Source organism: Pseudomonas sp. GW822-FHT07A10, from assembly GCF_058798795.1.
In genome coordinates this window covers 340766-354758 of the sequence record NZ_JBXAKV010000001.1, presented here as the reverse complement: position 1 = coordinate 354758, position 13993 = coordinate 340766, and the positions used below count along the sequence as shown (strand labels likewise).

Below are 13993 nucleotides of genomic sequence, written 5' to 3'. Positions count from 1 at the left end.
AGCAGCGTTTTACCGTACGCCAAGTCATTAATGCCCGGGCATTGGACTGCGTGGACGTTTTACATCGCGTTTTCGCCTTACCGCGTCAGGGCTGGTAATGCGGCTCGGTTGAGGCAATCGGGGCGTGCGCAGTAACAGACTGATTTCCTCTGCGCTGACCGCTCTGCTGAAAAAGTGGCCCTGAATTTCATCGCAGCCGTTCTCACGCAGGAAGGTTTGCTGCTCTTCGGTTTCGACACCTTCGGCTATGACCTTGAGGTTCAGTTGGTGCCCCAACGAAATCACTGCGGTAGCGATAGCTTTGTCGTTCTCGTTGTCGGGTAGATCGTGCACGAAAGACTGGTCGATCTTGAGCCTTGCGATGGGGAAGCTTTTCAATGCGGCGAGGCTGGAGTAGCCGGTGCCGAAGTCGTCGATCGACAGACTGATCCCCATTGATTGCAGTTCCTTCATTTTGCTGATGGCTTGCTGAAGGTCTTGCATGATCAGACTTTCGGTCAGCTCCAGCTCAAGGTACATCGGGTCCAGTCCGGTCTCTTGCAAGGCATGCCTCACCCGGTCGATCAGGTCCCTTTCGATGAACTGGCGTGCTGAAATATTCACCGACATGGTGATCGGCGGCCAGCCCGCATCCTGCCAGTCCTTGTTCTGTCTGCACGCGGTATGAATCACCCAATCGCCTATGGGCACGATCAACCCGGTCTCTTCGGCCTGCGGAATGAATTTGACTGGAGACACCATGCCGAGTTCGGGATGCTGCCAGCGGATCAGTGCTTCTACGCCGATAATCTGACCTGACTGCAAATCCACCTGTGGCTGGTACAGCAGCAGGAACTCGTCATGGTTGAGTGCGTTTCGTAGCCCGTCTTGCATGGCGAGCTTGCCCTGATCCTTGTTATTCATCTCGCTCGTATAGAACTGGTAACTGTTGCGACCCAGTTCCTTGGCCCGGTACATGGCGGCGTCCGCATTGCTGAGCAACGTGTCGGTATCGCTGCCGTCAGCTGGGTAGGTGGCCAACCCCATGCTGCAGGTGACGTGGAGTGTATGCCCGCTGAGCTGAATCGGCCGCAGGATGGCTTCCTGGATCTTGTGCAGGGCTGGAGTAACGCCGTCGAGGTCTGAGGGCTGGTCGAACAGGATGATCACAAACTCGTCGCCACCCAGTCGCACGACGGTGTCGGTGCGGCGCACACACTCCTGCATGCGCTGGGCGACGGTTTTCAGCAGTACGTCTCCAGCGCTGTGCCCAAGGCTGTCATTCACCAGTTTGAATTTGTCCAGATCGAGAAACACCACCGTCACCAGCCGGCTGTAGCGCTGGGCATAAAGTATTGCCTGCTTGAGACGGTCTTCGAGCAGTGTACGATTCGGCAGCCCGGTCAGTGCGTCATGGTCGCCCATATAGCGAATGCGCTTTTCGGTCAGTTGGCGTTCTATCGCAATGCCGGCAAGAGGTGTCGCCATGTCGATCAGTCGCGTCTCGGTCGAGCTGGGGCTGCGGACGGTGTTGGAATACAAGGCAAACGTACCCAATACCTTTCGCTCATGGGACAGAATCGGCGTCGACCAGCAGGCGCGAAATCCATAGGGCGCAGCGGCTGATCGGTACTCCTCCCACAGCGGGTCCAGCTCGATATCCGTGACGATGACCGGTTCTCGTCGATACACCGCGGTGCCGCAAGAGCCGACGTTTGGACCGATCGCAATCCCGTCAATGAGCTGGTTATAGGCTTTCGGCAAACTGGGGGCAGCCCCGTGCAGCAGGTGCTTGCCATCCTCATCCAGCACCAGGATGGACACCATCATCCCCTCCAGTTGGGACTCGACCAGGTGAGCCAGACTATCGAGGACTTCTGCAAGCTCGGTGCTCCTGGCGATCAGCTCCAGGACATGACCTTGTCCGGCACGGATGATGGCTTCTTGCTCTAATCGGTTGTTTTGCAGGGCGAGCCGCTCTGTGGCGATACTCAATTGGACCGTCTTTTTTTCCAGCTGAAGACGGTCTTTGAGGAATTGATTCACCGCGCGAGCCATGTTGCCGATCTCGTCTTTCCCATGTTCCACCATCATCAAATGCGTTTTGTCAGTGCGTTCCTGACGCAATTGCCGGCTTATTTCATTCAGGCGCACGAGCACATGACGGCCCATGAAGACCCGGGTCACAAACCAGGCGAATATCAGGCTGGCGCCCAACATGATCAGTACCCATCGCTGGCTACGATTTGAGGCCTCGACCAGACGTTGCACGGCTTCGCGATAGTCTTCGGTGTAAGCACTGGATTGCGCACGGGCCACCGCGACCAGCACCCCGGCCTCATTCTTCAACTCCTCATTGAAGCGCTGGATGACGTTGTGCTGATTGATGAGCCTCAGGCGCAGGGAGAAGAGATCGGGCGTTTCCACGGCAGCGTCGGGTAACTTGCCAGCGGCGCGTGACAGGCGCTCATATCGGATCCGCAGCCGTTGTACGGCATCACTGTCATTAGCCTGCGGCAGATCGAAAAGTAACACCGCCAGTTCCAGGCTGGCCCGGGTCTGGGTCGCGGTTAACCGGGCAGCGTGATCCTCCAGGGCTCGCTCGAAGGTGACCTCGGTCTGCAACAGGCTTTCTCGCAGTTGCGCAACGATGTTGGCGGTATTGCGGAACATCTGACTCGACTGATGCATGTCGAGTATCGCCTCGCCACTGTTCGCGGCAGTCAGCTCCTGCACCAGTTGATCAAGGGCTTCAAGCTGTTCGACAGTCGCCGCATAGCTTGAACGCAGGGCGTCGGGGGAACGGGTTGTCAGAAGCTGATCGGTCTGGCGTTCGATCAGCAAGGTCCGCTGCACCATGTCTTGCCCATTTTGCATACGGACCAGTCGTTCATCCGTCAGCTGGCGGGTGGCGCTGTTTGACGTGCGCAACGCGTAGACCGCTGTGGCACCGCCCGCCAGAATCAGCAGCGCCAGCGTCAGGAACGCCAGTGTGAACTGGGCGCGCAACGATTGCGGCAATAGTCGGCGTCCGAGCCGGGAAGTAACGTCCAATGTCATGGATTCCATTGGTGGCGATAAATGTCTCGATAACCATTGTCAGGGTCGTACTGGAATTTCTTCCCGCCGTCGAAGGCGATATTGTCGGCATTGACCAGGTGAATCGGTGCTACGAAGCCGCTCACCGGCTGCCCTGCAAACAGCCGGTTCAATTCATCCATCACTTGCCAGCCATGCAGGTTGAGCGGCTCGGCCACGGTGACGGTCTGGTAGGTTTTTGCCTGTATGCGCAAGAAAGCCGAAGCGCTGCCATCACCGGCAGACAACAGACTGATGCCGTCACTGGGTATTGCAGCGTTGGTCAATGAGGCAATCGAGTAGTCGAAATAGATATCGTTGATGGCCAGTGTGTGGGTCCAGCGCTTGCCATAGCGCTGAAGCAGCTCCTTGGTGAGCGCCGGCATCTTCTCACCACTTTCAGAGATCGCCACATCGCGCACTTCCAGCAACGTACATTCCCGACAGGCCCGAATGACGTTTTCCATGGCCTTGGCTTTCGCCATGGCGATGCTGTATTTGGAGTCGGTCAGGATGACCACGCCGGCGTGTCCGTTTGACTGTGCCACTGCCGCCATGGCCGTAAGGCGAGCCACCTCGAGCGGGTCGGTCGTGACGTTCATAGCCACCGGCGTGCCGTCAATCGGCCCGGGGCGTGCCCCGGCGTGCCAGCCAACCACCGGCACATCCCTGTTGGCGAAGAGGATCAGCGCCGCATTGTTCTCAAGGGCATCGGAGCCGCACAGAATGAGGCCGTCGGGTTTCTCTGCCAGCGCATCGGAAAAGGCCTTTGCGCGCCCGGCCGATGATCCAGCGCCATCGAATATCTTCAGCGTCCAGCCCATCGCCTTGGCTGCCTCGCGAGCGCCCTGCGCGACACCGACGATGCCTCCGTTACGCAAATCCTCTGCGACAAGGGCGATGCTCTTGCCCCGCTGGGCTTTCGGGCCGGATTCAGGGCCGCTCCAGCGAACGGCTTCAAGGGTGGCCCTGGAAACGATTTCCTGCGCTTCAATCACCGTAACCGTGGCGCTTTCGACACCCGCCGCGGTTGGCAGATTCTGGCCGTATCCGGGCGTTGCCGTGAAAAGACAGAAAACCGTAATTGAAGCCATCCAGGGTAGCCAACGCCTGAGTAACCAGGGCCCGATCAGACAGGTTCGATCACCGCATGGAATGCCGGGTGTGGAGCCGATGGCGCGATCATAGTCTGGCATGGCGTCCCTTTTTGCCAAGAGTGCAGCGTTCACTATCCGAAAGGATAGTCGGTTCTGCTGCCATCAGGTCTTCGGTGGTTAAAAGTTCGCGAACTTTAGTTTTACAGTACTCATCCTTTACGCAACTTTGAAAGATGCTCTTCATAAGCACGACTGAATTCGCGCCTGAATAAATTGCGCGGGTACTCACTTTTTAGAATAAAGCCTATAACCAAAGATACTAAATAATGACCTCCGATTACCGATCTTGAAACGCCTCAGTGTTCACCCCACTGGTCGGAGAGTTTCTTGACAAGCATTGAACAGCGCTAACACTTCCTTGAATTGTAAGGGTTAGAGATGACGCCAAAGAGGCGCTGGGCAGAAGGTTAATCCGCAGGAAACGGATTCAGTCGTACGTTGCGTTATGTATTCGAGACGGCCGACTGACGCCCAAACACGAGGCAGAGGAAGCCGTGCATGGCAATCACGCAAAACAACCGTTTGGTGCAGGTCAACTGCCCCCTCGGCGGCGATGTCCTGCTGCTGCGGAGCATGGAAGGCAACGAAGAATTGGGGCGGTTGTTCCACTATGAATTGAACCTCACCTCCGAAGACCGGGCGATCACGTTCGACCATTTGCTGGGCAAGCCGATGGGCCTGACCCTGGAGCTGCACGACGGCGGCAAACGCTACTTCCACGGCATCGCCTGCAGCTGTCGACAACTGACCGGCCATGGCCAGTTCGCCGGCTACCACGTCAGCCTGCGGCCCTGGTTCTGGCTGCTCACGCGCACCTCGGATTGCCGGATTTTCCAGAACAATACGGTGCCGGACATCATCAAGCAGGTGTTCCGCGACCTCGGTTTTTCCGATTTCGAAGACAGCCTGAGCGGCAGCTACCGCCAGTGGGAATATTGCGTGCAGTACCGCGAAACCAGCTTCGACTTCGTCAGCCGATTGATGGAACAGGAAGGGATCTATTACTACTTCCGCCATGAGCAAGCGCGTCATGTACTGGTGTTGGCCGACGCCTATGGCGCCCACTCCACGGTGGCAGACTACGACTCAGTGCCGTTCTACCCGCCCGATCGGCAAATGCGCGAGCGAGATCATTTCTACGATTGGCAACTGACGCGGGAAGTCCAACCCGGCTCGCTGGAGCTCAACGATTACGACTTCCAGCGCCCCCGTGCCAACCTTGGGGTGCGCTCCAGTGTGTCGCGCAGCCATGGCAACGGCGACTACCCGCTCTACGACTACCCCGGTGAATACGCACAGAGCAACGACGGCGAGCACTATGCGCGTACCCGCATCGAAGCCATCCACAGCCAGTTCGAGCGCGTACAACTGCGCGGCCGTGCCCGCGGGCTGGGCTCCGGCCACCTGTTCACGCTGACCGGCTACGAGCGCGAAGACCAGAACCGCGAATACCTGGTGGTCAGCGCGCGCTACCACATCCACCAGGAGCCCTATGAAAGTGGCACCCAGGATCTCTCCGAGCAGTTCGTGGGCGAACTCGCTTGCATGGATGCCAGCCAGGTTTTCCACCCCCTCCCCCTGACCCCCGTGCCGATTGTCCGAGGGCCGCAGACCGCGGTGGTGGTCGGCCCCGAGGGCGAGGAGATTTGGACCGACCAGTATGGCCGGGTCAAAGTGCACTTCTACTGGGATCGCCACGACCAATCCAACGAGAACAGCTCCTGCTGGATGCGCGTCTCCCAGGCCTGGGCCGGCAAGAACTGGGGGGCGATGCAAATCCCGCGAATCGGTCAGGAAGTGATTGTCAGTTTCCTCGAAGGCGACCCGGATCGGCCGATCATCACCGGCCGCGTCTACAACGCCGAACAGACCGTGCCCTACACGCTGCCGGCCAATGCCACCCAGAGCGGCGTGAAGAGCCGTTCAAGCAAGGGCGGCTCACCGGCCAACTTCAATGAAATCCGCATGGAAGACAAGAAAGGCGCGGAGCAACTGTTTATCCACGCCGAGAAGAACCAGGACATCGAGGTCGAGAACGACGAGACCCACTGGGTCGGCCACGACCGCAGCAAGAGCATCGACAACGACGAAACCGTGCACGTCAAACACGACCGCACCGAAACCGTCGATAACAACGAGGACATCAGCATCGGCGTCAACCGTACGGAACGCGTCGGCAGCAACGAGACCATCAACATTGGCAGCAACCGCACGATCAGCGTCGGCGCCAACGAAACCGCGACCGTGACCCTGCAGCGCACCCATGCGGTAGGTATCAACGAGACGATCGCCATCGGCGCAGCGCAGGAAGTTGTCATCGGTGCCTTTCAAACGGTGAATGTCGGGGCCTACCAAAACGTCAATGTGGGCCTCTACCAGTCGACCAATGTGGGCGCCAACCGCTCGGTGGACGTGGGTGCCAATCTTTCAACCACGGTAAAGGCAAACGAATCGCGCAAGGTCGGTGCAGGACGCACGACCGATATCGACAACAACGATGCGCTGACGGTGGGCAAGGACCTTGTCATCGATGCCGGTGACTCGGTGACCATCACCACCGGCAAAGCCAGCATCGTCATGAAGAAGGACGGCACCATCAGCATCCGCGGCAAGGACATCACCATAGACGGCTCTGGTGCGATCAACATCAAGGCCAACAAGAACGTGGTGATCAAGGGACGCAAGATCCTGCAAAACTAGGAGTAACGCGTATGACGGTTCAATACCCACTACCCACCCAGGCCCGCATCGATGGCGTGGTCATCGGCGTCCTGCTCGACCTGCCGCAGGCCAGTGCGCCCCTGGTGACCTACCCCGGTTGCCCCGAGGAACAGAGCATCGCCGCCCGCAGCACCACCCTGCTCGCCCCTGAGGACATCGGCATTCAGGTGGCGCTGATGTTCGAAGATGGCGACCCTTTCCGCCCGCTAGTGATCGGCCGCCTGCTTGGCCAGGCCGCGGCACCCGCACCGGTTGCCTGCGTGCAACTGGACGACCAGCGCCTGGAATTGAGTGCCGAACGCGAGATCGTGCTGCGTTGCGGCAAGGCCAGTATCACCCTGACCCGCGCGGGCAAAGTGATTATCCAGGGCGCCTACCTGTCCAGCCGCTCCAGCGGGGTCAACCGCATCAAGGGTGGTTCGGTGCAGATCAACTAGACAGGTATTCGGCCCATGGAACTGCTCAACGCCAGCAAACTGCTTGCTGCCTATACCCAGGGCATGGAGCCCGATGGCCGCGAATCCCTGGTGGTGGTGGCCAAAGGCACTTTCAATTTACCGCTTGACGGCCACGCGGCGACCCTCGCCGACAGCCAGCAACCGCTGCTGATGGCCGATACCTTCCTCGGCGAGCCTGGTCTCAGCGCCCCGCTGCAGGAAATGGACTTCGCCCCGATCAAGCCATTCTGCGATGTGCTGGTGCGCGGCAAGGCCTATGCCCCAGGCGGGCGGCCCGTGAGGCAACTGGCTGCGGGCATTCGCGTCGGTCAGATGAGCAAAGCCTTTTCCGTCCTCGGCCCCCGGCAGTGGCAACCGGGGCTATTGGGCGTTTCTCCCGGCTTGCCGCAGCCCTTCACCGAGCAGCACATCTCTTATGCCCAGGCCTTTGGCGGCAGTCATCCGATGGCCAAAGACTCCGAAATGCGTCACTGCTACCTGGACAATCCGACCGGTTGTGGCTGGTTCCCACGCCATATGGGTAGTGCTGACATCGTTGGCATGCCGATGCCGAACACCGAGGAATTGGGCAAGGCGATCGACAGTCCCTCTGGCGACTACCGCCCGATGGCCCTCGGCCCCATCGGCCGTAGCTGGCCGCAACGCGCCCGCTTCGCCGGTACTTATGACGAGACCTGGTTGGCCGACTGCTTTCCGTTTCTGCCGGGTGATTTCGACCGCCGCTACTTTCAGGCGGCCCCTGACGATCAGCAGATCCACTATCTGCGAGGCGGCGAGGACGTGCTGCTGCTCAACCTCACACCCCAGGAGCGCGCGGGCTTTCGCATCCCCGAAATCGACGTGCCGGTGACCTTCTTCCTGAAAAAAGGCGGTCATGAGACTGTGCAGGCGGTAATCGATACCCTGCTGATCGACACCGATGCGCTCCAGGTGCAGCTGACCTGGCGTGTCGCCCGTCCGCTACGGCGCAACATGTTCGAGATCGCTCAGGTGCTGGTCGGCACGATGTCCACGGGCTGGTGGCGCGCCCGCGAACTGGGCAAGGATTACTACCCGTCGCTCTCCTCCCTGGTAAAAGACAAGCACGCACCCGAGGAGACGGACTGATGACCGCGCTTTGCATCATCGGCTCCGGCATGGTCAGTGCTGTCGGCCTCAGCGCACCCGCGAGCTGCGCGGCGATCCGCTGCGCCATCGACAATTTCCAGGAAACCCGCTTTATCGACCAAGGCGGCGAATGGCTGATTGCCGCCAGCGTGCCTTTGGAACAGCCCTGGCGCGGCCGCACCAAACTGATCAAGATGGCCGCCCGCGCCATCGCCGAGGCACTGCAAAGCACCCCCAACGTCGACCCGGAGAAAACCCCGCTGCTGCTGGGGGTGGCGGAAATCGAGCGCCCCGGCCGCCTCGATGGTCTCGATAAGGGGCTGCTGCACGCCATTGAAGCCGAACTGGGCCTGCGCTTTCATCCCGGTTCCAACGTCATTGCCCGTGGTCGGGTCAGCGCTGCCGTGGCCCTGCTGAATGCGCGCACGCTGATCTACCAGGGCGGCCATCGCCACGTGCTGATTGCCGGCGTCGACTCCTTCCTCAGCGGACCGACCCTGGCCGCTTTCGAAGCACGCGAACGCCTGCTCACCAGCCAGAACTCCAACGGATTTATCCCCGGCGAAGGTGCCGCCGCCGTGGTGCTGGCCGCCCCCGTTGCCAGCAAAGAGCCGCAATTGGCCTGCATCGGCCTGGGGTTCGGTATGGAGAAGGCCACGGTGGAGGCCGAAGACATTCCCCTTCGCGCCGACGGCCTGACTCAAGCCGTACGCGCCGCCCTGAGCGAAGTCGGCTGTGGGTTGGAGCAAATGGATTATCGGCTCACCGACATCTCCGGCGAGCAGTACTACTTCAAGGAAGCGTCCCTGGCCCTGAGCCGCACCCTGCGCGTGCGCAAGGAGTTCTTCCACCTCTGGCACCCCGCCGACTGCATCGGCGAAGTCGGCGCCGCCATCGGCCCGGCGATGCTCGCCGTGGCCCTGGCCGCCAGCCGCAAGGGCTATGGCGAAGGCCCGAATATCTTCTGCCACTTGGGCAACGACGCCGGCGAACGCGCCGCCGCGATGCTCAGTTACCAGACTGTGAGGGCTGCGTGATGGCCAACCAGGTCTTTGCCAACAATATGGAGATCTCCTGCAAGGCGGCGGACGGAAAGGCGATTGCCTGTTTTCCCGACGTCTGCTTCACCCCTCCCCAAGCACCGCCGACTCCCACCGGAGTGCCCATTCCCTACCCCAACACAGGCATGGCCAAGGACACGACCAAGGGTAGTAGGACGGTGAAGATCAGCGGCAAGGAAGTAATGCTCAAGGACAAGAGTTACTTCAAGACCAGCTATGGGGATGAGGCTGGGAATGCGCCCAAGAAGGGGGTCATCAGCAGCAAGATAAAGGGAAAGGTGTATTTCACCTCTTGGTCGATGGATGTGAAGTACGAGGGGAAGAATGTGGTGCGGCATATGGATTTGACCACCCACAATCACGGCTCAAATAGCAACACTGCACCTTGGACTTATGCAGATCGGATGTCCTTCGCTGAAGGATTGAGCGGCTGTGATGGCGAGAGAGTTAGAGCCACTGCGAATGATGCATGCGGAGAGGACTTAAAGAAAAAACCTCCGTGCCCGGACAACTCAAAAATAAAGAACGAAGAATCTGCAAGACGTAAAGCAAAACGCAAGGCTAAGAAGGCTGGCAGAAATTTTAAAAATGACTCCGAATATAAGCGGAGACACACCAACGTGATATCAGAATACAGAGCCTTTGCAAAAGCCATCAATGAAGACAATTGCCATAGAGCACTACGATGCTTTCTCACCCCATTCAAGGCAAGCAAAGGCTATTGCTGCCCGGGACAAACCGGAGACCACCTCATCGATGCGGCCTCCTTCACCGAAGGGCCGCAGTATCCCAAGCAACCCAGAAGCCAGCACCCGAAGAAACCCGGCTGGAAAAAAAATTACAACCTCAACGATGCCCCGGTCATGTGCGCAGAGGGCACCAATCATACCACCGCAACCCACGGCCAGATGCATACCCGGCGTGGGGTGGTGGCCTTGTTCGAGGCCGATGCAAAAGGTGAATGGCCAAGATCCAAGGCAACGGAGACAGGGGCCAAAGCGGCCAGGAAAACTTTCCCGGACTCCCACTGTACTCAGAAGTGCCTGGAAGCCCAGTTGAACTTGTATCACGACACAGCAAAGGACCCTGGCAAGGAACAACCGATCAGAGCCAACGCGTCCATGACCAGCGATCCACAGCAGCGCGGCAAGGCTGTGGCCGAGATGTTCGCTAGCGAGTCTGGCCACTAATTTACTCACATCAGGAGACCAACATGGACACTCGAGATCCACGGTTCAGCGGACTCAGCATTGGTACTGGAGTCGTTCGCTATTCAGACCTCTGCTATTTGATTGCCACGATCGATGCCGTTATCAACGAAGGTTACACAGGTTCGCTACTGTTCACTCTGGATCGTGGAACTTGGGGCGCCGGCACAGTGGAATGGCTTGCCTGTTCCGGAACGGTCTGCCATGTGCCGGCCGAGCGTTACCTGGTGCTGGGCACCGATGGATCGGTACGAGCTAGTGGTGGCGGCGCTGTAAAGGAAGAGGCACCCATTGCAAGCTGCGGAGTAGACCCGCGGAAGCGCGGCCCTCTTCGTGAAATACGTGGTATCGCAAAAGGTAGAGCCTATGCCGTAGGAACTTGCCGGCAGGCCTATGTTCGCGATGGAGAAGATCAGTGGAAATGCATTGACCAGAGCGCCCAAGTCGGTGACACCCTGATCACCGACACGAGCTTCGAGTCCATCGATGGGTTCAGCGAACAGGAAATTTATACGGTCGGTTGGGAAGGCGAAATCTGGAAGTACGACGGTTCCTTCTTCACCCAGCAGAATAGTCCGACCAACCTGGCGCTCTACAAAGTCCGCTGCGCGTCGGACGGTTTTACCTATGCCTGCGGCCAGCTCGGCACCTTGCTTCGGGGACGCGATGATCAATGGGAAGTGATCGAGCATGAAAGCACCAAAGAAGACCTCTGGGGCATGGAGGTTTTCGACGGACAGCTGTACCTGTCTTCCACCCATTTCGTCTATCGACTCGAGGACGGCAAGCTCAAGCTCGTCGATTTCGGGGACGAGATCCCGCAGACCTGTTATCACCTGAGCGCGGCCGACGGGATCATGTGGTCCATCGGACCCAAGGATGTAATGGCGTTCGATGGTTCGAACTGGAAGCGGATTCTGCGAATTGACTGACCCGGCTATCCCGGCCTGCCCATGCATCAGGATCGGCAACTGATGAGCACACTACCCATCATCCTTGACCTCTACACCGAAGAAGCCAGCTTCCTCGCCGTCCTGCGCGACTATGCCAAGCGCGCGCCGCATTACGATCTGGATGACCTCAGCAACCTCGACAACCGCCTCGAAGCCCACCTCGACGGCCTACGTATTGCCGGCCCCAACGGCCTGGAAACCCTCCTGACCCAACTCGGCCCGCACGCCATCGGCGAGATGTTCGCCAGTGGGGTACTGGCCTTCGAGGCGGGTAACGCGCAGGTGTTGTCGCGGCTCAGCGAGCACTTGCGCAGTGCCGTGGAAACGGAGCGCGGTTATCTGATGGCCTTGGGTTGGCTCGACTGGGAGTGGATATCGCCCTGGATCGACCGCATGCTCGCCTCCCCTGAACCCCTGTTCCACCGCCTCGGCCTGGCCGCCTGCGGCATGCACCGCCACGACCCTGGCCCTGCCCTGCTTACCGGACTTTCCCACGCCGACCCAAGCGTGCTGGCACGTGCCGCCCGCACTGCCGGCGAGCTGCGTCGTCGTGACCTGATGCCGACAATTCGTGCCCACCGTCTACACCCGGATCCAGCCACGCGCTTCTGGGCCAACTGGGCCACCGCACAGATGGGCGATGAGCACGCTCTGGAACCGCTGCGCCAGTTCGCCGAGCAACCGGGCGAGTTCCAGTACCGCGCGCTCTGCGTATTGCTGGCCTGGCAAAAGCGTGAACACAGCATCGCCTGGATACGCCAATTGATAGAGAACCCTGGGCAACAGCGCATCGGCATCCAGGCCATCGGGCTGCTGGGCGACCCGTTCAGCGTGCCCTGGTTGATCCAGCAGATGAGCGACCTGCCTCATGCCCGCGTCGCCGGCGAAGCCTTCAGTCTGATCACTGGCGCTGACCTGCCGCTGCTCGACCTGGAATTGCAGGACCTGCCGGATTTCGATGCCGGCCCGAACGACGATCCTGAGGACGCTAATGTCGCCATGGACCCCGATGAAAACCTGCCCTGGCCCGATCCGCAATTGATTGCAGCCTGGTGGCAGGCCCATGGAGGCGATTTCCAGGCGGGCGTGGGCTATGTGCTGGGGCTACAGCAGAGCGAGAGCAGTTACCGGCGCGTCCTTGTCCAGGGCCAGCAACGCCAGCGTATTGCGGCCGCCTTCGGCGTTGCTCGCTGGCGGCCGAGCGAAGTGCTGTTCCCCACCAGCGCACCCGCCTGGCGGCAAAAGATGTTGTTGGGGGAGCCAGCGTCGCCCGTTCGGCCCCTCTGAGGTTTTGCCAAAATAGAATGCAGCCCCTAAGCCAGACAGCTTGGAAATACTTAAATGGTTGGGCCTTTTCGTGCTGGCATTCATTCCGCAGTTTGTCGACCCGCACCGCGGCTCAGTGAGTATCCAGATGCAGGTGTACGGCGTGTGATTTGCTGTACTTACGGCAGCTGGATTCGCGCTCATGGGCGCTTTCGCCACTACACTTTCCGGTTTTCTACGCCAGCGGCCACGACTTGTGAATGGTCTGACGTGGGGGCAGGAATGACGTTTGTGGCATCGGGGGTATCGATCGCGGCGCTCAGCCAAAAATAGAGCAAGGGACTCGCCCCGCTGAGCACCCTACGCGCGCGCCTCGTATGGCTTTAATCACCCACGCCGATCGGTCGCGGCGTTTCATAATTCTTAAGGTTTGATTAAGGACTTTAAAGGTCGCCGGCGGACAGACTTTCCCTAACGATCAGGAGAGCCGCCATGAACCCGCAATCGGTGAATTCAGACCATCCATGTGAACTTGCGAGACCGCTGGGCGCCCTGTCCAGCTGGCAAGAGCGCCGCGCCAAGGAACTGATGCTGCGTGATATGGGCAGTTGCGTTCGCATCAGCGAGATTGCCGAACACTGCAACCTTTCGCGCAGCCATTTTTCCCGGGCGTTCAAAAAAAGTACCGGCCACTCACCCCAAGGTTGGCTGGTGAGGATGAAAATCGAAAAAGCCAAAAGCCTGCTGATCACCTCGATGCCAATCACCGACGTCGTCTATGAATGCGGTTTCGCGGACCACTCGCATTTCACCCACACCTTTAGCCGGCTGGAAGGGATGACACCCAAGGCTTGGCGGCGGGCCGTTGATCACGTGATCACAAACCGACGTCCCAACACACCAATGATTGATCGAGACATATCCGACAGGAGAATCCCCGATAGCGTGGTCGACGGCTTGCGACAACTTCGCGCGCAGGCGCTGCACGCGTGAACTGATCGAGGC

General features: G+C 59.5%; 10 protein-coding genes and 1 pseudogene. 9 read left to right on the top strand and 2 right to left on the bottom strand.

Features of this window, described 5'->3' with window-relative positions; translation table 11 throughout:
• Positions 1-27 precede the first annotated feature (27 nt).
• Together AC1RL4_RS01475 and AC1RL4_RS01470 are read right to left on the bottom strand one after the other, a co-directional pair.
• Positions 28-3048 carry an EAL domain-containing protein gene (locus tag AC1RL4_RS01475; protein ID WP_493118959.1) on the bottom strand — a complete coding sequence of 1007 codons (3021 nt, stop codon included), beginning with the start codon at positions 3046-3048 and terminating at the stop codon, positions 28-30.
• Positions 3036-4055 carry a substrate-binding domain-containing protein gene (locus tag AC1RL4_RS01470; protein ID WP_019578542.1) on the bottom strand — a complete coding sequence of 340 codons (1020 nt, stop codon included), beginning with the start codon at positions 4053-4055 and terminating at the stop codon, positions 3036-3038. Before AC1RL4_RS01470 ends, AC1RL4_RS01475 begins: the two co-directional genes overlap by 13 nt.
• Positions 4056-4712: 657 nt before the next feature.
• Here AC1RL4_RS01470 and AC1RL4_RS01465 point away from each other — a divergent pair.
• The 9 genes and pseudogenes from AC1RL4_RS01465 (at position 4713) to AC1RL4_RS01425 (ending at position 13981) form a co-directional block, all read left to right on the top strand.
• Positions 4713-6914, top strand: a complete 2202-nt coding sequence (locus AC1RL4_RS01465; RefSeq protein WP_230172150.1) for a type VI secretion system Vgr family protein — start codon at positions 4713-4715, stop codon at positions 6912-6914.
• Between the two features lie 11 nt (positions 6915-6925).
• Positions 6926-7372 carry a DUF6484 domain-containing protein gene (locus AC1RL4_RS01460; RefSeq protein ID WP_019578540.1) on the top strand — a complete coding sequence of 149 codons (447 nt, stop codon included), beginning with the start codon at positions 6926-6928 and terminating at the stop codon, positions 7370-7372.
• A 15-nt stretch (positions 7373-7387) separates the two neighbouring features.
• Entirely contained in the window at positions 7388-8500 is a 1113-nt protein-coding gene (locus AC1RL4_RS01455) for a DUF2169 family type VI secretion system accessory protein (RefSeq protein WP_028940908.1), read from the top strand.
• The gene (locus tag AC1RL4_RS01450) at positions 8497-9537 is read left to right on the top strand and encodes a hypothetical protein (RefSeq protein ID WP_155954666.1); all 1041 of its coding nucleotides are present in this window, start codon (positions 8497-8499) and stop codon (positions 9535-9537) included. Before AC1RL4_RS01455 ends, AC1RL4_RS01450 begins: the two co-directional genes overlap by 4 nt.
• On the top strand, positions 9537-10751 hold the full coding sequence (locus AC1RL4_RS01445) for a PAAR-like domain-containing protein (protein ID WP_230172149.1): 1215 nt from the start codon (positions 9537-9539) through the stop codon (positions 10749-10751). The genes AC1RL4_RS01450 and AC1RL4_RS01445 overlap by 1 nt, the downstream gene beginning before the upstream one ends.
• A gap of 23 nt (positions 10752-10774) precedes the next feature.
• A complete protein-coding gene (locus tag AC1RL4_RS01440; protein ID WP_230172145.1) occupies positions 10775-11701 on the top strand; it encodes a hypothetical protein in 927 nt (308 codons plus the stop codon).
• A 42-nt stretch (positions 11702-11743) separates the two neighbouring features.
• A complete protein-coding gene (locus AC1RL4_RS01435; protein WP_230172143.1) occupies positions 11744-13009 on the top strand; it encodes a TIGR02270 family protein in 1266 nt (421 codons plus the stop codon).
• 61 nt (positions 13010-13070) lie between these two features.
• A pseudogene (locus tag AC1RL4_RS01430) lies at positions 13071-13321 on the top strand (LysE family translocator); the annotation flags it as partial.
• A gap of 159 nt (positions 13322-13480) precedes the next feature.
• Positions 13481-13981, top strand: coding sequence for a helix-turn-helix transcriptional regulator (locus AC1RL4_RS01425; RefSeq protein WP_018927751.1), 501 nt, complete (start codon positions 13481-13483; stop codon positions 13979-13981).
• Positions 13982-13993 lie beyond the last annotated feature (12 nt).

Coding starts and splice junctions, on each gene's coding strand:
- AC1RL4_RS01440 (WP_230172145.1), top strand. CDS start 10,775: ATGGACACTCGAGATCCACGGTTCAGCGGACTCAGCATTGGTACTGGA.
- AC1RL4_RS01445 (WP_230172149.1), top strand. CDS start 9,537: ATGGCCAACCAGGTCTTTGCCAACAATATGGAGATCTCCTGCAAGGCG.
- AC1RL4_RS01455 (WP_028940908.1), top strand. CDS start 7,388: ATGGAACTGCTCAACGCCAGCAAACTGCTTGCTGCCTATACCCAGGGC.
- AC1RL4_RS01475 (WP_493118959.1), bottom strand. CDS start 3,048: ATGGAATCCATGACATTGGACGTTACTTCCCGGCTCGGACGCCGACTA.
- AC1RL4_RS01460 (WP_019578540.1), top strand. CDS start 6,926: ATGACGGTTCAATACCCACTACCCACCCAGGCCCGCATCGATGGCGTG.
- AC1RL4_RS01465 (WP_230172150.1), top strand. CDS start 4,713: ATGGCAATCACGCAAAACAACCGTTTGGTGCAGGTCAACTGCCCCCTC.
- AC1RL4_RS01435 (WP_230172143.1), top strand. CDS start 11,744: ATGAGCACACTACCCATCATCCTTGACCTCTACACCGAAGAAGCCAGC.
- AC1RL4_RS01425 (WP_018927751.1), top strand. CDS start 13,481: ATGAACCCGCAATCGGTGAATTCAGACCATCCATGTGAACTTGCGAGA.